The organism is Pacificispira sp. HM-600 (genome assembly GCF_977993705.1).
Genome location: NZ_OZ388079.1, coordinates 159558 through 180711 on the forward strand (window position 1 = coordinate 159558; position 21154 = coordinate 180711).

Below are 21154 nucleotides of genomic sequence, written 5' to 3' on the forward strand. Positions count from 1 at the left end.
GGTCGTCCACGATGATGACGTGCCCGCAACCGTTCTCGACTTCGCTGACGCACGCCTTCCCGAAACCGCCTCGCGGACGGAGGGCGTGCTGCTCGAAGGTGTTTCGCGTACGTTCCCGACGGCGCGTGGGCCGCGAGCGGTTCTCCGTGGCGTAGACCTCGACGTTCGACACGGCGAGATCGTGGCCATCGTCGGTCCGTCCGGATGCGGCAAGTCCACCCTGTTGCGGATGCTCGGAGGACTGGACGCCCCCACGAGCGGTTCGATCCGCGTCGGTGGCGCCCCCGTGACCGACACGGATGCTCGGACCGCGGTCGCTTTCCAAGAACCTCGCCTGCTGGCCTGGCGTACCCTCGCCCAGAACGTCCAGCTCGGGCTGCCGCGCGGGCCTCGAGGCGGAACTAAGCGCGAGGGCGGCGAGCCGGTACGGCAGCTGCTCGAGCTCGTCGGGTTGTCGCAGGCCGCCGATCAGAAGCCGCGCGAGGTCTCCGGCGGCATGGCGCAGCGCGCATCGCTCGCTCGCGCACTGGCACGCAACCCCGAGGTTCTGCTCCTGGATGAGCCGTTCGGAGCACTCGACGCACTCACGCGCCTGCGCATGCAGGACCTGCTGCTCGATATCCACGCCGCGCAGCCGACGACGGTCATCCTCGTCACCCATGACGTTGAAGAGGCGCTGTTCCTGGCCGACCGCGTCCTGCTGCTGCGCTCGCTCGACACGGCCGCGGACTCCGATGCTTCCGTCGGATCCATCGCCCGCACGATCGTCGTTCCGGGCGACCGCCCCCGCGACCGCGCTGACCGTGCGCTCACCGAGTTGCGCGCCGAGCTCCTGAACGGACTCGGCGTCGACACCCATCACCACAACAACCCCTCCGAGGAGATCCGATGAGTACCACCATCCGCCGCACCGTTCCCGCGATTCTCGTGGCCGGCGCGATGATGATGCTCGCCGCGGGCTGCGTCGCGGGCGAGAATGCCGCCGCATCCGACACGGGCGCTTCCGGTGAGGCGCAGGAATGGTCGACCGACACGCTGTCGATCGACTTCGCCACCTACAACCCGCTCAGCCTGATCATCAAGGACCAGGGTCTGCTCGAAGAGGCGCTGGGCGAGAGCGTCACCGTCGATTGGGTGCAGTCCGCCGGGTCGAATACGGCGAACGAGTTCTTGCGCGCGGGTTCGATCGACGTCGGATCGACCGCCGGCTCCGCCGCGTTGCTGGCGCGCGCCAACGGATCGCCTATTCAGGTCATCGACATTTACTCGCAGCCCGAGTGGTCGGCGATCGTCGTCGGGCCGGAAAGTGACATCACCTCGGTCGCGGACCTGAAGGGCAAGTCGGTGGCCGCGACCGCGGGCACCGACCCGTACTTCTTCCTGTTGCAGGCGCTCGAGACCGAGGGTCTGACGGTCGACGACATCGAGGTGCAGAACCTGCAGCACGCCGATGGTCGCGCGGCTCTCGATGGCGGGTCGGTGGACGCCTGGGCGGGCCTCGACCCCATCATGGCCGCCGCCGAGGTCGAGGCGGGCGACAAATTGATCTATCGCAATGTCGACTTCAACTCGTACGGCTTCCTCAACGCCACCGAGGAGTTCATCACCGAGCACGCCGACGTCGCGCAGGTCGTCGTCGACGCGTATGAAGAGGCCCGCGCCTGGGCGCTCGCGAACCCCGAAGAGACGGCGGCGCTTCTTGCCGAGGTTGCGGGCATCGACGTCGAGGTGGCGAACACCGTGATCCAGGAACGCTCCAACCTCGATGTGAGCGGCGTGCCGGGTGACGACCAGCTCGCCGTGCTCGAGGTCATCGCGCCCGTTCTCGTTGCGTCCGGCTCGGTGCAGGGCGGCGAGCCCGACGTTCAGAAGGCTCTCGACAGCATCATCAACGCGACGTTCGCCGAGAAGGCCACCAAGGGTTGATGACCTCGTCAACGACCAGCACGACCGCGAGCCCGAACGCCTCGGTGCGTTCGGGCTCCACGGCGCGTCCAGGCGCCCGCGCGCGCTCATTCTGGGACCGCCGTGTTGTGCGGATCGTCGGTGGGCTGCTCGTCCCGCTCGCGATCCTCGGGGTCTGGCAGTCGGTCACGAGCTCGGGTTTGGTCCCGGTCTATCGTCTGCCGCCACCCGCCACCGTCGTCCAGGCTGCGGTGCAACTCGCTGACAGCGGCGATCTCTGGATCCATATCGCGATCTCGGTGCAGCGTGTGCTGCTCGGGTTCGTCATCGGGTCCGTGGTTGGACTGGCAGGGGCGGCGCTCGTGGGACTGACGCGGGCCGGCGACGTCCTGCTCAGCCCGACACTCGCCGCCTTTCGCGCGATCCCGTCGCTCGCGCTCGTGCCGCTCTTGCTGCTGTGGATGGGCATTGGCGAGGACTCCAAGGTCGCCCTGATCGCCATCGGCGCGTTCTTCCCCGTCTTCACGACGGTGAGCGTGGCGTTGCGTCAGGTGGACCCTCACGACGTCGAGATGGCGCGGTCGTTCAGCTTGCGCGGATTCGCCCTCTTCCGCACCGTTCAGCTGCCGTCCGTGGTTCCCTCGATTATGTCCGGGCTCCGCCTCGCACTCGCGCAGTCGTGGCTGTTCCTCGTTGCGGCCGAACTGATCGCAGCATCCATGGGTCTTGGCTGGCTTCTCACGGACTCGCAGTCGACCGGCCGGGTCGACCGAATCCTGCTCGCCATCGTGCTGCTCGCGCTGCTCGGAACGCTGACGAACGGCATCCTGAGTCTCGTGCAGAAGTACCTGCTGCGCCGGTGGATCTGACGTGAGCGCGACAACACCCGTCGCGGACGGGACCCTCGCGGAAGCGCGCCTGCCTGAGGCACGGCTCATCGAGACGCGCGAATATCCCGCACCCGCGGAGTTCGCCGCGCAGGCGAACGTGACGGCCGATGTGTACGCCGAGGCGTCGGCCGACCCGGTCGCGTTCTGGGAGCGCGCCGCCGCGCGGCTCGAGTGGGAAACACCGTGGCAGACCGCGCACGAGTGGGAGCCACCGGTGCCGGACGCATCGGGCGAACTCTCCGTGCCCGCGGCTCGCTGGTTCGTCGGCGGGCGCCTGAACGTCGCCGCCAATTGCGTCGACCGCCATGTCGCCGCCGGCCGAGGCGAGAAGGTTGCGCTGCACTTCGAGGGCGAGCAGGGCGACCGCACCACCGTGAGCTATGCCGACCTGCAGCGGCGCGTGTCGCAGGCGGCTAACGCCTTGCTCGCGCTCGGCATCGGGCCCGGCGACCGCGTTGTGATCTACCTGCCCGTGCTCGTGGAGACCGTCGTGATCACCCTGGCCTGCGCGCGGATCGGCGCCGTGCACTCCCTCGTTTTCGGCGGGTTCTCGGCGGAGGCCGTGCGTTTCCGCGTTCAGGACACCGGGGCCAAGCTGCTCGTCACGAGTGACGGACAGTATCGTCGTGGTTCGGCCGTCGCGGTGAAGCAGGCGGCGGACGAATCGGTCGCGGGCCTCGATCACGTCGAGCACGTGCTCGTCGTACGCCGCACGGGGCAGGACGTTCCTTGGACCGAAGGTCGCGACGTGTGGTGGCACGACGTCGTCGACACCGCCTCGCACCAGCACGATCCGCAGCCGTTCGACGCGGAGCATCCGCTCTTCATCATCTACACGTCGGGCACGACCGGTAAGCCGAAGGGTCTCGTGCACACGAGCGGCGGCTACCTGACGCACGCGAGCTGGGCCCACTGGGCGCATTTCGACGCCAAACCCGACGACGTGCACTGGTGCACCGCAGACCTCGCCTGGGTCACGGCACACACCTACGAGATCTACGGGCCCCTTACGAACGGCCTGACCCAGGTGATCTACGAGGGGACTCCGGATGCCCCGCATCGCGAGCGTCATCTCGAGATCATCGAGCGATACGGCGTCACCGTGTACTACACGTCGCCGACCCTCATCCGCACGTTCATGACCTGGTTCGGTGACGCCCTGCCCGGGGGCCACGACCTGTCGACCCTGCGCCTGCTCGGTACCGTCGGCGAGGCGATCAACCCGGCGGCGTGGGTGTGGTTTCGCGAGAATTTCGGGCGCGATGACCTGCCGATCGTCGATACGTGGTGGCAGTCCGAGACCGGTGCCGCGATGATCGCGCCCCTGCCCGGCGTCACGACGCTGAAGCCGGGCTCGGCATCCGTCGCGCTGCCGGGTATCGACGTCGCGGTCGTCGACGACGAGGGACGGGATGTCTCACCCGGCCGTTCGGGGACGCTCGTGGTCAAGCGCCCCTGGCCCGGCATGGCTCGCACCGTCTGGGGCAACCCGCAGCGCTACCGGGACTCGTACTGGGCACCGTTTGCCGGCCACGGAGAGCACGGCGGCTACTACGTCGCGGGCGACGGTGCGACAGTCGACGCCGACGGCTATGTCTGGATTCTCGGGCGCCTCGACGACGTCCTGAACGTATCGGGCCACCGACTGTCGACCATCGAGATCGAGTCCGCCCTCGTCTCGCACCCGGCGGTGGGGGAGGCCGGGGTCACCGCGGTCGCGGACGCCATCACCGGGCACGCCATCACGGCCTACGTCGTGGCATCCGGATCCGCCGAAATATCGATCGACGAACTCCGAGCTCACGTCGCACGTGAGATCGGCCCCATTGCGAAACCCAAGCACCTCATCGTCGTGCCCGAGCTGCCCAAGACCCGGTCGGGCAAGATCCTGCGCCGCCTGCTCGCCCAGCTGTGGGAGGCTGAAGACGAGCGCCGCGCCGGCCGTGAGCCCGCGCCTCTCGGCGACACGACTTCCCTACAGAATCCCTGGGCTGTCGCAGACATCGCCGCCACCATCAGAGAGAGATCATGACCGAAGATCACCGGTTCGGATTCCGCACGCGTGCCCTGCACGCCGGTGCAACGCCCGACGCTTCCACGGGCGCCCGCGCGGTGCCGATCTACCAGACGTCGTCGTTCGTCTTCGACGACGCGACGGATGCGGCGAACCTGTTCGCCCTGCAGAAGTACGGAAACATCTACTCGCGCATCGGCAATCCCACGGTCGCGGCGCTCGAGGAGCGGCTGGCGTCGCTCGAGGGCGGTATCGGCGCGGTGGCCACGGCATCCGGCATGAGCGCGGAGTTCATCACGTTCGCCGCGCTCGTCGGCCAGGGCGACCACGTCGTGGCATCGGGGCAGCTGTACGGCGGCACGGTCACGCAGCTCGACGTGACGCTTCGTCGCTTCGGGGTCGAGACGACCTTCGTGCCCTCGAGCGACCCGGCCGACTACGCCGCCGCCATCCGCCCCGAGACCAAGGTGCTGTACGTCGAGACGATCGGCAATCCGTCGGGCGAGATCGCCGATATCGATGGACTTGCCGAGGTCGCGCACGCGGCCGGCATTCCGCTCGTCGTCGATTCGACGCTCGCCACGCCCTACCTCGCGCGACCGCTCGAACACGGCGCGGACATCGTCATCCATTCGGTCACGAAGTTCCTCGGCGGGCACGGCACGACACTCGGCGGCGTGGTGATCGAGAAGGGCACCTTCGACTGGGGCAACGGCAAGTTCCCGCAGATGACCGAGCCCGTCGCCTCGTACGGCGGCATCAGCTGGTGGGACAACTTCGGCGAGTACGGATTCCTCACCAAGCTCCGCTCGGAACAGCTCCGCGACATCGGTCCGGCGCTCAGCCCGCACTCCGCGTTCCTGCTCCTACAGGGCGTCGAAACCCTGCCGCAGCGCATCGATGCGCACCTCGCGAACGCGCACATCGTCGCCGAATGGCTCGACAGCGACCCGCGCGTGTCATTCGTCACGTGGGCGGGGCTCGACGAGCACCCGCATCGCGAGCGGGCGGCGAAGTACCTGCCGCTCGGTCCCGGATCGGTGTTCGCCTTCGGCGTCCGGCCCGCCGGAGACTTCGTCACGGATGAGGAACGTCTCGTCGCTGCCCGAGCCGCGGGGGAGTCCGTCATCGAGGCACTGCGCCTGGCGTCGCACCTGGCGAACATCGGCGATGCCCGCACCCTCGTCATCCACCCGGCATCGACGACGCACCAGCAGCTGAGCGCGGCTCAGCTGATCGACGCGGGCGTGCCCGCCGATCTGATCCGCATCTCGGTGGGCCTCGAGGATCCCGAAGACATCCTGTGGGACCTCGATCAGGCACTCACGGCCGCGACGGGAGTGCAGCGATGAGTTCTTCCTGTGAAGTGCCGCAGCAGCCGATCGTCACGGATGCCGGGGCCGCCTGCGCGCTCCCCGGTGCCGCGGTCCCGCACCCCCACGCACCCGAGCGGACGTGGACCGCACCCGGGGCGCAGGACCGGTACGAGATCCTGCGCACGGCGAAGTCGGTCGCCATCGTCGGCGCTTCGGAGAACCCGGCGCGCGCGAGCTTCTTCGTCGCCACGTACCTGCTCGGCAGCTCGCCCTACGACGTGTATTTCGTCAATCCGCGGGCGACGAGCATCCTGGGTCGTCCCGTGTACGCCTCGCTGGGCGACCTGCCCGTCGTTCCGGACATCGTCGATGTGTTTCGCCGACACGACGACCTGCCGGGTGTCGCGCAAGAAGCGGTTGACGTCGGTGCGGCGGCGCTCTGGCTCCAGCTCGGTTCGTGGAACGAGTATGCTGCGGCGATCGCCGAGACCGCGGGCCTGTCGGTCGTGATGGATCGCTGCATCAAAATCGAGCACGCGCGCTTCCACGGTGGGCTGCACCTCGCCGGTTTCGACACCGGCGTGATCAGCTCGAAACGGCAACTCCGGTCGCGCTGAAGCTCGCGGGCACGCCACTCGCGTAGAATGAACGGATGCGTGCGCTCAGGCGTGCGCTCACAAGCTTCCGGAAGCGCTAGCCTCCGGGCCCCGATCGAGAGGATCCGCCATGGCTGGAACGAGCGAAGGCATCATCGACCCGTCCTTGGACGCGCTGCTGCAGAAGAAGGACGCCAACGGCGACGCGATCTCGAAGTACCAGCTCGTGATCTACGCAGCCAAGCGCGCGCGTCAGATCAACGACTACTACTCGGACCTGCACGAGGGCAACCTGTTCGACAACGTGGGCCCGCTCGTGGACTCCTCCGTCGAAGACAAGCCGCTCACCATCGCGATGCACGAAATCAACGAGGATAAGCTGCGCCTGCGCGGCACCGAGGCGTAAAGACTCGGAGTATCCCCGACCGCCCGACGATACGTCGTACCGGGCGAACGCCGCCGAGCGATGTCGGCGGGCCGCGTCATACTGACCGGCACACTGGTGCGTGAGCACCCGACTGGAGTACCGATGAGCGATCTGCGTCTGTTCACCTCCGAGTCCGTGACCGAGGGCCACCCCGACAAGATCTGCGACCAGATCAGCGACAGCATCCTGGACGCGATTCTGACGGAGGATCCGCGGGGTCGCGTCGCGGTCGAAACCCTCGTGACGACGGGCTTGGTGCACGTCGCCGGCGAGGTCTCGACCTCGGCGTATGTCGAGATCCCGGCGATCGTTCGGCAGGTCGTCAACCGCATCGGCTACACCTCGAGCGAGACCGGCTTCGATGGCGACTCGTGCGGCGTGAGCGTCTCGATCGGCGCGCAGTCGTCCGACATCGCGGCCGGCGTCAACAAGGCGTTCGAGCAGCGCGAGCAGCGCTCCCTCGATCCGCACGACGAGCAGGGCGCGGGCGACCAGGGCATCATGTTCGGTTACGCCACGACCGAGACGCCGCAGCTCATGCCGATGGCCAGTTGGACCGCGCACCGGATGGCGGAGCGTCTTGCCGATGTCCGCCGGGAGGGGCGTCTGCCGTTCCTGCGGCCCGACGGCAAGACGCAGGTGACGCTCGGCTACGACGGGCCGACCCCCAAGACGGTCGACTCGGTCGTGCTCTCGACGCAGCACCACCCCGACATTTCGCAGGACGAACTGCGTGCCCTGGTGCAGGCCGAGGTCATCGACCCGGTGCTCGAGAGCACGGGCCTCGACATGCCCGACGTGAAGTACTACATCAACCCGGCCGGTCCCTTCCTCGTCGGCGGGCCGAAGGGTGACGCGGGCCTCACGGGGCGCAAGATCATCATCGACACCTACGGCGGAGCCTCGCGGCACGGCGGCGGTGCCTTCAGCGGCAAGGACCCGTCCAAGGTGGACCGCTCCGGTGCCTACGCCATGCGTTGGGTCGCGAAGAATGTGGTCGCCGCGGGTCTCGCGGACCGCCTCGAAGTGCAGGTCGCGTACGCGATCGGCAAGGCGCGCCCCGTCGGCATCTACGTCGAGTCGTTCGGAACCGGACGCGTCGACGACGCCGAGATCACCCGCGCGATCACGCAGGTGTTCGACCTGCGGCCGGCAGCGATCATCGAGCAGCTCGACCTGCTGCGTCCGATTTATGCGCAGACGGCCGCCTACGGCCACTTCGGACGTGAGCTGCCGGACTTCACGTGGGAGCGCCTCGACCGCGTCGAGGAGCTGCGCGCCGCAGCCGGATTCTGACCGTGGCAGGACGACCGGTGGCGCGCGTGCTGCTGGATTCGCCGCTGCCGCAACTTGACCGCCTGCTCGATTACGCGGTCCCGCCGGCGATGGATGACTCGGTCGTGCCCGGTGTGCGAGTTCGCGTACCCCTGCGCACGGTCGGTCGACTCGTCGACGCCTACGTCGTCGAGCGTGGCGAGGCCGTGGATCCGGACCGACCACTGTCCGAGATCGACGCCGTCGTCTCGGATGTGCGGCTGCTGCCCGACCGCCTCTATACGCTTGCCCGACGCGTGGCCGATCGAGCGGCCGGTTCGGCCTCAGACATCCTGCGCCTGGTGATTCCCAAGCGTCAGGTCCGTGTCGAGAAGGCGTGGGTGGCGGGCGAACAGCCCACCGTGCCCGAGATCTCAGAGCACAGGGCGGCGGCGGCCGAGCGAACCCTGGGCTTCTATCCGGGGTTGTGGGAAACGATAGATGGCGGTGGTCGCGTCGCTGTGGACGCGCCACCGCGTCCGACTCAGACGGCGGGGGGCGAACCCGTTGGCGAGTGGGCTCTGTTGCTCGTCGCGTCGGCGACCCGCACCCTGGCCGCCGGACGGAGCGCGATCATCGTCGCGCCCGATCACCGGGACCTCGACCAACTCGCTCGCGCTCTGGCGGACGCGGTGCCGGCCGAAGCCATCGTGCGCGACGACTCGTCTCGCAGTGCCGCCGAGCGGTATCGCGGGTACCTGCGACTGTTGGCGGAAGCGCCCGTCATCGTCATCGGAAACCGCTCGGCTGTATATGCCCCCGTGGCGAACCTCGGGCTCGTCGCAATCTGGAACGACGGCGATCCCCTTCTCGAAGAACCGCTCGCGCCCTATGTCCACGCCCGAGACGCGGCACTCGTGCGGCAGGGGCTCGACGGCGGCGCGCTGGTCTTCGCCGGGCATACCCGTACGACGGATGTCGAGCGCCTGGTCTCGATCGGCTGGGTACGAGATCTCCCGGCGACCCGCCGCACCGCACCGCGCGTTGTTCTGAGCGCGACCCGCGAGGGCGAGCGGCCCGGGATGCGCGTACCGTCGGCGGCCTTCGCGGCGGCTCGCGAGGCCCTCGCCAACGGTCCGGTGCTCGTGCAGGTGTCGCGCCCGGGGTACGCACCGGTGCTCATCTGCGACGGCTGCCGCCGCGCGGCCCGCTGCGCGCACTGCGGAGGCCCGCTGCAGGCCGAACGCCGCGGTGCGATCCCCACCTGCCGGTGGTGTGGGCGGGTCGCAACGGGATGGCAGTGTCCGCACTGCGAGCAGACGAAGTTCCGCCTCGCCTCGGCGGGGAGCATCCGCACGGCTGACGAACTCGGACGTGCGTTCCCCGACACGCGCGTCATCATCTCGGACGGCTCGCACCCCGTCATGGAGGTCGACGATCGTCCGGCGCTGGTCATCGCGACCCGTGGCGCCGAGCCGTTCGCCGCGGGCGGGTACCGCGCCGTCGTGTTGCTCGACGGCGACCGGATGCTGATGTCCGATGCGTTGCGCATCGGAGAGGCATGCCTGCGATGGTGGTCGGATGCGGCGGCACTGGCTACCCCCGGTGCGCCCGTCCATCTGGTCGGGGTGGCGGGCGCGGTCGGGCGCGCTCTCGCGACGTGGACCCAAGCGGCGTATGCACGGGCGGAACTCGAGGACCGGACTCCGCTGCGTATGCCGCCGACATACCGGGTCGCATCCGTCGAGGGCGACTTCGACGCCGTCGAGCATGCCGTGGCCGAACTGCGCGCGGCGGTCGCCCTCGGTCCGGATGCCATCATCGGCCCTGTCGAGATACCGGCCGACCCGCTGGCGACGCGGCCCGGCCCAGCCGCTCGCGTGCTGGTGCGCTTCGACTACGCGCACGGCGCGGTCGTAGCCACCAGTTTGCGGGCAGCGGTCGTCGCAGCCGCCCTGCGCGGTCGACGCGGACCGCGCAAGAGTGGATCAAGCAGCACTGCGCCGCGGAATACACTCAGAGTGCGGGTCGATCTGGCCGACCCGGAGCTCTAGGAGGCGTCATGCGGCTGGTCTTTGCCGGGACGCCCGAACCCGCGGTTCCCTCGCTCGGGGTGCTTGCGGCGGAGGGGCACGATATCGTCGGCGTCGTCACCCGACCCGATGCTCCGCTCGGGCGGAAGCGCGTGCTGACGCCCTCGCCCGTGGCCGTGGCCGCCGAAAAGCACGGTCTGCGGGTTATCCGCGCGGCACGCCTCGACGACGCGGCAACGGACGCGATCACCGCGCTCGAACCCGAGCTGGGCGTCATCGTCGCGTACGGCGGCCTGGTGTGCGAGCCGCTTCTCACCGCGCCCACGTTCGGCTGGATCAACCTGCACTTCTCGCTGCTGCCGCGCTGGCGTGGTGCGGCACCCGTGCAACACGCTCTCATCGCGGGGGATGAACTCACCGGTGCGAGTGTCTTCCAGCTCGTGGCCGAACTCGACGCGGGGGATGTGTTCGCCGAGCGCAGCTACCGTGTGCCGCGGGATGCGACGGCCGGCGAGGTCTTGGTTGACCTCGCTGGGCTCGGTGCCGAGCTCCTGCGCGACGTCGTCGCCGGCATCGAAAGCGGACGGATGACGGCCGCACCGCAGGTGGGCGAGCCTACGTTCGCTCCCAAACTCACGCTGGATGATGGCCGGATTCGCTGGGACGAGCCCGCCGAGCGCGTCCTCGGGCGCATCCATGGCACGACCCCCGAGCCGGGCGCTTTCACGACGGTGAACGGCCAGCGTCTGAAGGTGCTCACGGCACGTTCCGACGATGCGCACATCGCGTTGCGACCGGGCGAAATCGCGGCCGCGGGCCGAGACATCCTGATCGGCACCGGCACGGACGCGATTCACATCGATCGCGTGCAGCCGGCGGGACGACCGGCAATGACCGCAGGCGACTGGTGGCGCGGCCTGCGCACCCCCGAACTGAGAGCGGGCGAATGACGATCCAACCCGCGCGCCGCGTCGCGTACGAAGTCCTGAGTGCCGTCTCGGAGTCGGATGCCTACGCCAACCTACTTCTGCCCGTCGGAATCGGTCGTGCGGGCCTCGGTCCCGCCGACGCGGGCCTTGCCACCGAGTTGACCTACGGGACGCTCCGCCGCCGCGGCTACTACGACGCCGTCATCGAGCTCGCGTCTCGGCGCAAGGTCGCCGCGATCGATGCCCCCGTGCTCGATGCGCTCCGGATGACGGTGCACCAGCTGCTCTCGACGCGCGTCGCCTCACACGCGGCCGTGCACGAGGGCGTCGAACTCGTGCGGGTCTACGGCGGTAGCGGCGCGACGGGCTTCGCCAACGGCGTGCTGCGTTCCATCGCCCGTGAAGATCCCGGAACCTGGCGCGAACGCGTGCTGGCCACGGCGCGCAACACCGACGAACGCCTTTCGCTCGAACACGCGCATCCGACCTGGATTGTCCGCGCCTTCCGTCGCGCCCTCGCCGCCGAAGGCCGCGGAGACGAACTCGAGGCGCTCCTCGCGGCCGACAACGCTTCGCCGTCCGTCACCATGGCAGCACTGACGGGTCTGGCCGACGTGCCGCAAGACGCCGTACGCACGCTGTACTCGCCGCTGGGCTTCCGCGCCGGGAGCGGCGACCCCGAACCTCTCGTCATCGGTTCTGGCGGACGCCTCCGCGTTCAGGACGAGGGTTCGCAACTCGCGGCGCTCGCGCTGACCCGAGCGCGAGAGATTCGCACGGGGGAGCGGTGGCTCGATCTGTGCGCCGGACCCGGCGGCAAGACCGCGGTGCTCGCCGCTGAGGCGCGGGGCGAGGCATCCGTCGACGCGAACGAGGTCTCACCGGCGCGAGCGGGACTCGTGCGGCGCGCGCTCGAGGGCATTCCCGCGACCGTCGAGGTCAGCGAGGAAGACGGCCGCACGCGCGTCGATCGGGACGCCGGCGGGTACGACCGGGTTCTGGTCGACGCCCCCTGCACGGGCCTGGGCGCGCTGCGGCGCCGACCGGAGGCGCGTTGGCGGAAGGGACCCGAAGACGTCCCTCAGCTCACGACGCTGCAGGGTGAACTCTTCGATGCGGGTGTTCGAGCACTCCGTCCGGGCGGCATCCTCGCCTACGTGACGTGTTCGCCCCACCTCGCCGAGACAGTCGGGGTGACCCGCGAGGGCGCACGGCGCTGGGAGGGTGAGATCACACAGATCGACGCCCGCGCGGTGGTGAGAGACGTCTCGCGCGCACCGATCGACCTGCCCGAGGCTTCCGAGGACACCCTGCACGTTCAGCTCTGGCCCCACCGGCACGGCACCGACGGTATGTTCATCGCCCTCTTCGAGCGCAACGCCTGACCTCGTTCCGCTCGCCTCGCCCCGCGGCACGCCCTCGCACGCCCTCGCCTCGCCCCACGGCACGCCCTCGCACGCCCTCGCATGCGCTCCCAGGGCCGCTCGCCTGGCAGTAGATGAGGGTTCCGGCGGATGCGCGCGACATCTACTGCCAGGCGAGCGGAATCCAACGGGCAGCGGGCGACGGGCACCGGCACCGAGGGCAGCCTCAGTCGAGGAAGTGCAGGCGCCCGCCGTGCACCTCGAGCTGGCGACGCAATAGCTCCAGCGCGGCGGGGTGAGCGCGCGCGAGTTCACTGCCATCGACCAGGATCGTGTCGTCGGTCATCGCGCTGTCGGCGAGATCGCTCAGCACCCCGATCATCCGTTCCGCGCCGCTGAAAGCGAGCTCACCGCCGAGGTGCACGACGACGCGTCCTTCGCTCCGGTCGACGCGGATGCCGGGCGCCGCGATCGCCTCGTGCGGCTCGAAGACATGCATCCCGAACTCGCCCGACATCCGTTCGAGGATCTGGATGCCTCGGACGCTGTTGCCATGCCGATCCAGCCGCGGGCTGAACGTTGCGACCCCGAACTGCGAGGGCGCGATGGCGAGCAGTGCCCCGCTGACGCCGCTCTTGGCCGGGAGTCCGACGCGCAGCAGCCACTCGCCCGAGTAGTCGTACATGCCGCAGCTCGCCATGACCGAGACGACATCACGGGCGACGTCTTCGCGCACGACGCGTTCGCCCGTCACGGGATTCACACCGCCGAACGCCAGGGTGGCGCCCATGACGGCGAGGTCCCGCACCGTGACGAGCACGGAACATTGACGGAAGTAGGTCTCGACGACCGTCGGGACATCGCCACGAATGATGTCGTGAGAGCGCGTCAGGTAGGCAAGTGCACGGTTGCGGTGGCCGGTCTCGGACTCGCCGCGATAGACCTCTTCGTCGACGATCAGCGGTCGTCCGGCAAAGCGCGACAGGCCCGCGACGATCGTCTCGGCGCGGGAGAACTCATCGCCCTCTCCGAGAAGAGACGAGGTCACGATGGCGCCCGCATTGACCATGGGGTTAGCGGGACGGCCGGTTCCGGCCTCGAGGCTGATGGCGTTGAAGGGCTCGCCGCTCGGCTCGACGCCGACCCGCGCGAGGACGGCGTCCCGACCGAGCGCTTCGAGCGCGAGCGCCAGAACGAACGGCTTCGACACCGACTGGATCGTGAACTCGACGTCGTCATCGCCCACCGAGGTCACGCGCCCCCTCGGGCCCACGACCGCAAAGGCGAGCCGCTCGGGATCGGCCGCAGCGAGGGAGGGGATGTAGTCGGCGACACCTCCGGAGTCACGGCCACGCACATCGTCCAGCACGGTCTCGAGCATGCGCACAATCGGGTCCACGCCCTGACCCTATCGGCCGGGTCCTATCGGCCGGGTCCGGATGTCGCTGCGGGGTGGCCTCGGCATAATGAGGAGGTGCCCCAGATCGAGCTTCCCTCCGCCCCGCGGATCAACCCGAGCATCCTCGCCGCCGATTTCGTCAACCTGCAGGCCGATCTCGAGCGGATCGCCGCCGCAGACTTCGTCCACGTCGATGTGATGGACAACCACTTCGTGCCGAACCTGACCTTCGGGCCCCAGATGGTCGAGCGGATCCAGGCGACGAGCCCGGTGCCGCTCGATGTGCACCTGATGATCGATGACCCCGATCGCTGGGCCCCCGGATACGCCGAACTCGGCGCGGCATCCGTCACCTTCCATCTCGAGGCCGCGACAGATCCGGTCGCCTTGGCGCGCAAGCTTCGTCAGATCGGCGCGCGGGCGGGCGTCGCCGTCAAACCGGATATCCCGGTCGAGGGGCTGTTCGACGTGCTCGACGAGTTCGACCAGATCCTCGTCATGACCGTCGAGCCCGGGTTCGGCGGCCAGTCGTTCCGCGCCGACACGATGCCCAAGCTGCGTCTGCTCTCCGAGGAGGCGCGTCGACGCGGGTCACAGGTGTGGTTGCAGGTGGATGGCGGGATCTCGGAGTCGACCATCGCCGAGGCCGCCGAAGCCGGGGCCGACACCTTCGTCGCCGGGTCAGCGGTGTTCGGAGCGGAGCGTCCCGATGCCGCGATCGCCTCGCTTCGTGCGGGCGCGGCACGCCACATGCACTGAGAGGTAGACCGCGTCAGCGCCCCGCGCATCCGACCGCAGTGTCGGCGGCGGATGCCGGGGGCATCCGTGAAGCCGGTACCCTGACAGGGTGAAGACATTCGACGAGCTGTTCGCGGAGCTGACGGTCACGGCCGCCGAGCGACCCGAAGGCTCGGGTACCGTGGCGCAGCTGGATCGTGGAGTTCACGCGATCGGCAAGAAGATCGTCGAAGAGGCCGCCGAGGTGTGGATGGCCGCGGAGTACGAGTCCGACGAGGCCACGGCGGAAGAGATCTCGCAGCTGCTCTACCACCTGCAGGTGCTCATGTTGGCGAAGGGCCTGACGACCGGCGACGTCTACCGACATCTCTGATTCGCTCCCGTCCTCCCACCCCCGAACCGAAAGCCCGCATCACCATGTTGCGAATCGCCGTGCCCAACAAGGGCTCGCTCGCCGACACAGCCGCCGACATGCTCGCCGAGGCCGGATACACCGGCCGCCGCGACCCGAAAGACCTGCACGTCATCGACCCGCAGAACGACGTCGAGTTCTTCTATCTGCGTCCGAAGGACATCGCGACCTACGTCGGTTCCGGCGCCCTGGACGTCGGGATCACGGGTCGGGACCTGCTTCTCGACGCCCGGATGCCGGGGGCTCAGGAAGTCGAATCCCTCGGTTTCGGTGGCTCGACCTTCCGCTTCGCCGGCCCTCCCGGACGCTTCGACTCGGTCAAGGATCTCGAGGGGATGCGAGTCGCGACCGCGTACCCGGGCCTTGTCGACGGGTTCCTCGACGAACACGGTGTGGCCGTGGACCTCGTACCGCTCGATGGTGCGGTCGAATCGGCCGTCCGCCTCGGCGTCGCGGATGCGGTGGCCGATGTCGTGTCGACCGGGACGACCCTGCGTCAGGCCGGTCTCGAGATCTTCGGCCCGGTCATCCTCGAGTCGGACGCCGTGCTGATCGCAGGCCCCGACCGAAAAGAGGGGACCGAGACACTGCTGCGCCGCCTACGCGGCGTCATGGTGGCGCGTCGCTTCGTCCTCGTCGACTACGACCTGCCCGCGGCCCTGCTCGACAAGGCGGCCGCCGTGGCTCCGGGCATCGAATCCCCGACGATCTCGCCGCTGCGCGATCCGGAGTGGGTCGCCGTCCGCGTCATGGTCTCTCGTCACGGTGTCAATCGCGTCATGGACGAGCTCTACGCGATCGGCGCCCGCGCCATCCTCGTCACCGCCATTCACGCCGCGAGGTTGTGACGCCATGGCTCTGGTCTGCCGCGTCATCCCATGCCTCGACGTCGCGACGGGACGCGTCGTCAAGGGCGTGAACTTCGCGAATCTGCGGGACATGGGCGATCCCGTCGAGCTCGCGCGGCTCTACTTCGCGCAGGGCGCCGACGAGATCACGTTTCTCGACGTGACCGCGACCGTCGACCAGCGCGCGACGACCTACGACGTCGTGCGCCGCACGGCCGAAGAGGTCTTCATTCCGCTGACGGTCGGCGGGGGAGTGCGCACCGCCGAGGATGTTGCCCGGCTGCTCGCGGTCGGTGCGGACAAGATCGGCGTAAACTCGGCCGCGATCGCGCGTCCCGCACTGCTCGACGAGATCGCCGACCGCTTCGGAGCCCAGGTGCTCGTCCTCTCGCTGGACGTCAAACGCTCCGCCGCGACCGAGTCCGGTTTCGTCGTCACGACCCACGGCGGCCGCACCGAGACGACGCTCGACGCGCTCGAGTGGGCGCGCGAGGCGATCGAGCGGGGTGCGGGCGAATTGCTCGTCAACTCGATCGACGCCGACGGCACCAAGGAAGGCTTCGACCTCGAACTGGTCGGGCTGATGCGCGAGATCGCAAGCGTGCCCGTCATCGCGTCCGGGGGAGCGGGCTCGGCCGCGGACTTCGCCCCGGCGATCCGCGCCGGGGCCGATGCCGTGCTGGCCGCGAGCGTCTTCCACTCCGGGCAGCTGACCGTAGGGGATGTGAAGGCGGCTATGACCGCAGACGGGATCGAGGTTCGTACATGAGCGACACACCCACATCCGCTCCCGATATCGACGACCGTATCGCTCGTGTCGTCTTCGACGACGACGGACTCGTGGCGGCCATCGTGCAGCAGCACGACACCCTCGAGGTGCTCATGCTCGGATGGATGGATGCCGAAGCGCTCAGGCGCACGTTGACAAGTGGCCGGGTGACGTTCTGGTCTCGCTCGCGGCGCGAGTATTGGCGCAAGGGCGACACCTCGGGTCACATCCAGCTCGTTCGCGGTGCCCGCCTCGACTGCGACGGCGACGCCGTGCTGCTGAGCGTCGAGCAGGTGGGGCCCGCGTGCCACACCGGCACCCGCACGTGCTTCGACGCGGACGACCTGGCACCTTTGGTCGCTGTCGAGGCCGAATCCGGTTCGCCTGTGGTAGTCAGGACGGCCGACGCGTGACGGTTCGTCGCGCGCGCTTCGTCACCGTGCTGCTGCTGCTCGCAGCCGGCGCTCTGCTGCTCATCGCATCGACTCAGACCTGGTTCGTGGTCGTGTTGCGCGAGAGCCCGGACACACCACTCGAGGTCAGCGGATCAGCCGCCATGCCGGTGCTCGCGCCCCTCGCGCTGGCCGCTCTCGCGCTGGCCGCCGCGACATCCATCGCGGGTCGCTTCATGTCGTATGTCTCAGCGATCCTGGCGATCCTCCTCGGTCTCGCGCTCGTCGTGCTGCTGTGGGCTCCCTCGACGGGTGAGACCGCGAACGCGATCGCTCCCACGGTCACCGAGGCGACCGGAATCGCCGGAGCGGATGCCGTGGCCGCTCTGGTCCGACGTGTGGAGACGACGCCGTGGCCCGTCATCGCGCTCGTCCTCTCCATCGCGCTCCTGCTGATCGGGCTCTTCGCGGTCGCCACGGCACACACCTGGCGCCGCACGGGACGCCGCTACCGGACGGACTCGACGTCCCGAGGCGCCGGGGCGGCGACGGGAAGTGAGGGCGCGGATGGCCAGCCGGGCAGCCTCGGAGCGGGGGCACCCTCGACGCCCGCCGCACCGCTCGACGCCATTGATTCGTGGGACGACCTCAGCCACGGATCCGACCCGACGCGCTGACCCTCGCACCGTCCATCGGGCTCAGCACCCCGCGCACTCCCGATAGACTGGGGTGCGCATGCCACCGAAGGAGCCCTCATGAGCCACGACATCGACGAGCCCGGTCACGGACACTCTCCGGCCGCCTGGACAGCAGTGGTGATCATGCTGGTCGCGGTCACGATCGGCACCGTCGCGTTCGTCATCGACGTTCCCTGGGTCGTCTGGGCATCGGCTGTACTCCTTCTCGTCGGCCTGCTGGTCGGCTGGGTGATGAAGCGCGCCGGGTACGGAGTCGGCGGCGCGAAGTCTGCCCCGAAAGCGCATTGAGCATGCTCGCCGACCTCACGTCCGGCGCCGTCGAAGATGCGCGCGCTCGTGAGGCCGAACTTCCCCTCGCAGCCCTCGAGCGCGAGGCACTCGCTGCTGCCCCCGCGATCGATGCTCTCGCCGCCCTCGCTCCGACCGGCACTGTGCGGATCATCGCCGAGGTCAAACGGGCTAGCCCCTCCCGCGGCGACCTCGCTGACATCCCCGACCCCGCCCTGCAGGCGCGCCTCTACGAGCAGGGGGGCGCTTCGGCGATCAGCGTCCTGACCGAGGGGCGCCGTTTCAAGGGCAGCCTCGCCGACCTCGAAGCGGTGCGCGCGGCGGTCTCGCTGCCCGTGCTGCGCAAGGACTTCATCGCGACGGCCTATCAGGTTTTCGAAGCACGCGCCGCGGGCGCCGACCTCGTTCTGCTGATCGCAGCCGCACTCGACCAGCCCACTCTCGCGACGCTGCACGAGCTCGTTCGCGAACTGGGCATGACCCCCCTCGTCGAGACGCACACTCTCGACGAGGTCCGCCGCGCAAGCGAGATCGGAGCACGCCTCGTGGGTGTCAATGCACGTGACCTGACGACGTTCGAGCTCGACCGCGACCTTTTCGGTCGCCTGGCCGAGCACATCCCCGCCGACGCGATCAAGATCGCCGAGTCGGCTGTGCTGCGTCCCGAGGACGTCGCGCACTACCGCAAGGACGGCGCGGATGTCGTGCTCGTCGGCGAGGCGCTCGTGACGGGCGATCCGGTCGCCACCCTCCGCGACTTCCTGGCGGTGCCCGCATGAGCCTTCGCGCGGCTACCGGCCCCTTCTTCGGCGAATTCGGCGGGCGATTCATGCCCGAGTCGCTCATCGCCGCGATCGACGAGCTGACCGGTGTCTACGAGGACGCGATGGCGGACCCCGAATTCATCCGCGAGTTCCACCACCTGCTGGCGACATACGCCGGCCGCCCCTCGATCATCACCGAGGTGCCGCGATTCGCTGAGCACGCCGGCGGCGCCCGCGTCTTCCTCAAGCGCGAGGACCTCAACCACACCGGTTCGCACAAGATCAACAACGTGCTCGGCCAGGCGTTGCTGACAAAGCGCCTCGGCAAGACGCGAGTCATCGCCGAGACCGGCGCCGGTCAGCACGGTGTCGCCACCGCGACGGCCGCGGCCCTCTTCGGTTTCGAGTGCACGATCTACATGGGCGAGGTCGACACCGAACGTCAGGCCTTGAACGTCGCACGGATGCGTCTGCTCGGTGCTGAGGTCATCCCGGTCACGACGGGCTCACGGACGCTGAAGGACGCGATCAACGAGGCCTACCGCGACTGGGTGTCGAGCGTCGAGACGACGAACTACATCTTCGGAACGGCCGCGGGACCACACCCGTTCCCGGCCATGGTCCGCGACTTCCAGAAAGTCATCGGCGAAGAGGCCCGGGCACAGCTTCTCGACGAACTCGGTCGGCTTCCTGACGCCGTCGTTGCCTGCGTCGGCGGCGGTTCGAATGCGATCGGCATGTTCGATGCTTTCCTCGACGACACCGATGTTCGCCTGTACGGCGTCGAGGCGGCCGGCGACGGCGTCGACACCCCGTTCCACGCGGCATCCATCGAGCGTGGACGCCCCGGCATCCTGCACGGCGCGAAAACTTTCGTGCTGATGGACGAAGACGGTCAGACGACCGAGTCGCACTCGATCTCGGCCGGTCTGGATTACCCGGGAGTCGGACCGGAGCACGCTTGGCTCTCGGCGATCGGGCGTGCGGAATACATCCCCGCGACCGATGACGAGGCGATGCAGGCCCTGCGCCTGCTGAGCCGAACCGAGGGAATCATTCCCGCAATCGAGTCCGCGCACGCCCTCGCGGGGGCCCTGCGGATCGGGCAGGAGCTCGGACCCGACGGCATCATTGCGATCTGTCTCTCCGGACGCGGCGACAAGGACATGGACACCGCTGCGCGCTACTTCGAACTGTATGACGCGGATGCGGTGGCACCCGTCATCCCCGAAGATGTCATCGGTCCGGATGACGCGGCCTCGGGAGAGGGCATCCAGCTGTGACGTCACGCGTCGAAGAGGCGATCTCGCGCGCCCATGCAGAGGGTCGCGGAGTGCTCATCGGGTACCTGCCTGTCGGTTTTCCCGACATCGAGACGAGCATCGAGGCGGCTGTCGCGCTGGCCGAGAACGGTGTCGACATCATCGAGCTGGGCCCGCCGTACAGCGATCCGGTCATGGACGGGGTTGTCATCCAAGAAGCGACGCAGGCCGCTCTGGCCGCGGGCTTCCGTTTGAAGGATCTGTTCCCGGCCATCCGGGCGATCACCGAGCGTATCGACATCCCGGTTCTCGTCATGTCGTACTGGAACCCGATTTGGCAGTACGGCGTCGACCGCTATGCCGATGACCTCCTCGCTGCGGGCGGGGCGGGCATCATCACGCCGGACATCACGCCGGAGGCCGCGGGGGAGTGGATCGCCGCGAGCACCCGCACGGGCCTTGACCGCATCTTCCTCGCAGCACCGACCTCGACCGATGAGCGCATCAACCTCGTGGTCGCGAACTCGACGGGTTTCGTTTACACGGTGTCGACGATGGGCATCACGGGCGAGCGCGCCGAGTTGGATGCCGCTGCTCGCACGCTCGTCGCGCGCCTCCGCGAACACGGCGCGAAGCACGCGTGCGTGGGCATCGGGATTTCGACTCCGGATCAGGTCACGGGAGTCATCGAGTACGCCGACGGCGCGATCGTCGGCACGGCGCTCGTACGCGCGCTGCGCGATGGCGGCGTGAAAGGCCTCAGCGAGGTCGTCCGCGCCCTCTCCGCGGGCACCGCGCGCGTCAGCTAGTCGCCCGAGAACAGGCGACTCGCCGGAGACAGGACGTTCCTGCGCCA

At 68.9% G+C, this 21154-nt stretch carries 22 protein-coding genes; 21 read left to right on the plus strand and 1 reads right to left on the minus strand.

The window, feature by feature from the left end; all coding sequences use genetic code 11:
* Nucleotides 1-19 precede the first annotated feature (19 nt).
* The 11 genes from ACXZ1E_RS00730 (at nucleotide 20) to ACXZ1E_RS00780 (ending at nucleotide 12749) form a co-directional block, all read left to right on the plus strand.
* The gene (locus ACXZ1E_RS00730) at nucleotides 20-892 is read left to right on the plus strand and encodes an ABC transporter ATP-binding protein (protein ID WP_458041580.1); all 873 of its coding nucleotides are present in this window, start codon (nucleotides 20-22) and stop codon (nucleotides 890-892) included.
* Nucleotides 889-1926 carry an aliphatic sulfonate ABC transporter substrate-binding protein gene (locus tag ACXZ1E_RS00735; RefSeq protein WP_458041581.1) on the plus strand — a complete coding sequence of 346 codons (1038 nt, stop codon included), beginning with the start codon at nucleotides 889-891 and terminating at the stop codon, nucleotides 1924-1926. The genes ACXZ1E_RS00730 and ACXZ1E_RS00735 overlap by 4 nt, the downstream gene beginning before the upstream one ends.
* Nucleotides 1926-2774, plus strand: coding sequence for an ABC transporter permease (locus ACXZ1E_RS00740; RefSeq protein ID WP_458041582.1), 849 nt, complete (start codon nucleotides 1926-1928; stop codon nucleotides 2772-2774). The genes ACXZ1E_RS00735 and ACXZ1E_RS00740 overlap by 1 nt, the downstream gene beginning before the upstream one ends.
* Nucleotide 2775: 1 nt before the next feature.
* On the plus strand, nucleotides 2776-4827 hold the full coding sequence (acs, locus tag ACXZ1E_RS00745; RefSeq protein WP_458041583.1) for an acetate--CoA ligase: 2052 nt from the start codon (nucleotides 2776-2778) through the stop codon (nucleotides 4825-4827).
* Nucleotides 4824-6161, plus strand: coding sequence for an O-acetylhomoserine aminocarboxypropyltransferase/cysteine synthase family protein (locus tag ACXZ1E_RS00750; protein ID WP_458041584.1), 1338 nt, complete (start codon nucleotides 4824-4826; stop codon nucleotides 6159-6161). Before acs ends, ACXZ1E_RS00750 begins: the two co-directional genes overlap by 4 nt.
* Nucleotides 6158-6742 (plus strand): CoA-binding protein, encoded by a 585-nt coding sequence (locus ACXZ1E_RS00755; RefSeq protein WP_458041585.1) that lies wholly within the window; start codon nucleotides 6158-6160, stop codon nucleotides 6740-6742. The genes ACXZ1E_RS00750 and ACXZ1E_RS00755 overlap by 4 nt, the downstream gene beginning before the upstream one ends.
* Before the next feature lie 109 nt (nucleotides 6743-6851).
* On the plus strand, nucleotides 6852-7127 hold the full coding sequence (gene rpoZ, locus ACXZ1E_RS00760) for a DNA-directed RNA polymerase subunit omega (protein ID WP_100810743.1): 276 nt from the start codon (nucleotides 6852-6854) through the stop codon (nucleotides 7125-7127).
* Between the two features lie 123 nt (nucleotides 7128-7250).
* Entirely contained in the window at nucleotides 7251-8444 is a 1194-nt protein-coding gene (metK, locus tag ACXZ1E_RS00765) for a methionine adenosyltransferase (protein ID WP_458041586.1), read from the plus strand.
* Nucleotides 8445-8446: 2 nt separating this feature from the next.
* On the plus strand, nucleotides 8447-10456 hold the full coding sequence (locus tag ACXZ1E_RS00770) for a primosomal protein N' family DNA-binding protein (protein ID WP_458041587.1): 2010 nt from the start codon (nucleotides 8447-8449) through the stop codon (nucleotides 10454-10456).
* An 8-nt stretch (nucleotides 10457-10464) separates the two neighbouring features.
* A complete protein-coding gene (gene fmt, locus ACXZ1E_RS00775; RefSeq protein ID WP_458041588.1) occupies nucleotides 10465-11385 on the plus strand; it encodes a methionyl-tRNA formyltransferase in 921 nt (306 codons plus the stop codon).
* Nucleotides 11382-12749 carry an RsmB/NOP family class I SAM-dependent RNA methyltransferase gene (locus ACXZ1E_RS00780; RefSeq protein WP_458041589.1) on the plus strand — a complete coding sequence of 456 codons (1368 nt, stop codon included), beginning with the start codon at nucleotides 11382-11384 and terminating at the stop codon, nucleotides 12747-12749. Before fmt ends, ACXZ1E_RS00780 begins: the two co-directional genes overlap by 4 nt.
* Before the next feature lie 205 nt (nucleotides 12750-12954).
* Here the strand turns inward: ACXZ1E_RS00780 and glsA are convergent, their stop codons facing one another.
* On the minus strand, nucleotides 12955-14127 hold the full coding sequence (gene glsA, locus ACXZ1E_RS00785) for a glutaminase A (RefSeq protein ID WP_458041590.1): 1173 nt from the start codon (nucleotides 14125-14127) through the stop codon (nucleotides 12955-12957).
* A gap of 75 nt (nucleotides 14128-14202) precedes the next feature.
* Here glsA and rpe point away from each other — a divergent pair, with 75 nt between their 5' ends.
* From rpe to trpA, 10 genes are all read left to right on the plus strand, one after another.
* On the plus strand, nucleotides 14203-14886 hold the full coding sequence (rpe, locus tag ACXZ1E_RS00790) for a ribulose-phosphate 3-epimerase (protein WP_458352010.1): 684 nt from the start codon (nucleotides 14203-14205) through the stop codon (nucleotides 14884-14886).
* An 88-nt stretch (nucleotides 14887-14974) separates the two neighbouring features.
* Nucleotides 14975-15238 (plus strand): phosphoribosyl-ATP diphosphatase, encoded by a 264-nt coding sequence (locus ACXZ1E_RS00795; protein WP_036296246.1) that lies wholly within the window; start codon nucleotides 14975-14977, stop codon nucleotides 15236-15238.
* 59 nt (nucleotides 15239-15297) lie between these two features.
* Nucleotides 15298-16125: an ATP phosphoribosyltransferase gene (gene hisG / locus ACXZ1E_RS00800; RefSeq protein WP_458352011.1), complete on the plus strand. Its 828-nt coding sequence runs from the start codon at nucleotides 15298-15300 to the stop codon at nucleotides 16123-16125.
* A 4-nt stretch (nucleotides 16126-16129) separates the two neighbouring features.
* Entirely contained in the window at nucleotides 16130-16894 is a 765-nt protein-coding gene (gene hisF, locus ACXZ1E_RS00805) for an imidazole glycerol phosphate synthase subunit HisF (RefSeq protein WP_458041592.1), read from the plus strand.
* On the plus strand, nucleotides 16891-17307 hold the full coding sequence (gene hisI, locus ACXZ1E_RS00810; protein ID WP_458041593.1) for a phosphoribosyl-AMP cyclohydrolase: 417 nt from the start codon (nucleotides 16891-16893) through the stop codon (nucleotides 17305-17307). The genes hisF and hisI overlap by 4 nt, the downstream gene beginning before the upstream one ends.
* Complete coding sequence (locus ACXZ1E_RS00815; protein WP_458041594.1) at nucleotides 17304-17963, plus strand: Trp biosynthesis-associated membrane protein; 660 nt, start codon at nucleotides 17304-17306, stop codon at nucleotides 17961-17963. Before hisI ends, ACXZ1E_RS00815 begins: the two co-directional genes overlap by 4 nt.
* A 78-nt stretch (nucleotides 17964-18041) precedes the next feature.
* The gene (locus ACXZ1E_RS00820; protein ID WP_036296238.1) at nucleotides 18042-18272 is read left to right on the plus strand and encodes a DUF6704 family protein; all 231 of its coding nucleotides are present in this window, start codon (nucleotides 18042-18044) and stop codon (nucleotides 18270-18272) included.
* A 2-nt stretch (nucleotides 18273-18274) separates the two neighbouring features.
* A complete protein-coding gene (gene trpC, locus ACXZ1E_RS00825) occupies nucleotides 18275-19051 on the plus strand; it encodes an indole-3-glycerol phosphate synthase TrpC (protein WP_458041595.1) in 777 nt (258 codons plus the stop codon).
* Nucleotides 19048-20319 carry a tryptophan synthase subunit beta gene (gene trpB, locus ACXZ1E_RS00830; RefSeq protein ID WP_458041596.1) on the plus strand — a complete coding sequence of 424 codons (1272 nt, stop codon included), beginning with the start codon at nucleotides 19048-19050 and terminating at the stop codon, nucleotides 20317-20319. Before trpC ends, trpB begins: the two co-directional genes overlap by 4 nt.
* Nucleotides 20316-21107, plus strand: coding sequence for a tryptophan synthase subunit alpha (gene trpA, locus ACXZ1E_RS00835; RefSeq protein ID WP_458041597.1), 792 nt, complete (start codon nucleotides 20316-20318; stop codon nucleotides 21105-21107). The genes trpB and trpA overlap by 4 nt, the downstream gene beginning before the upstream one ends.
* The last annotated feature ends 47 nt before the right edge of the window (nucleotides 21108-21154 follow it).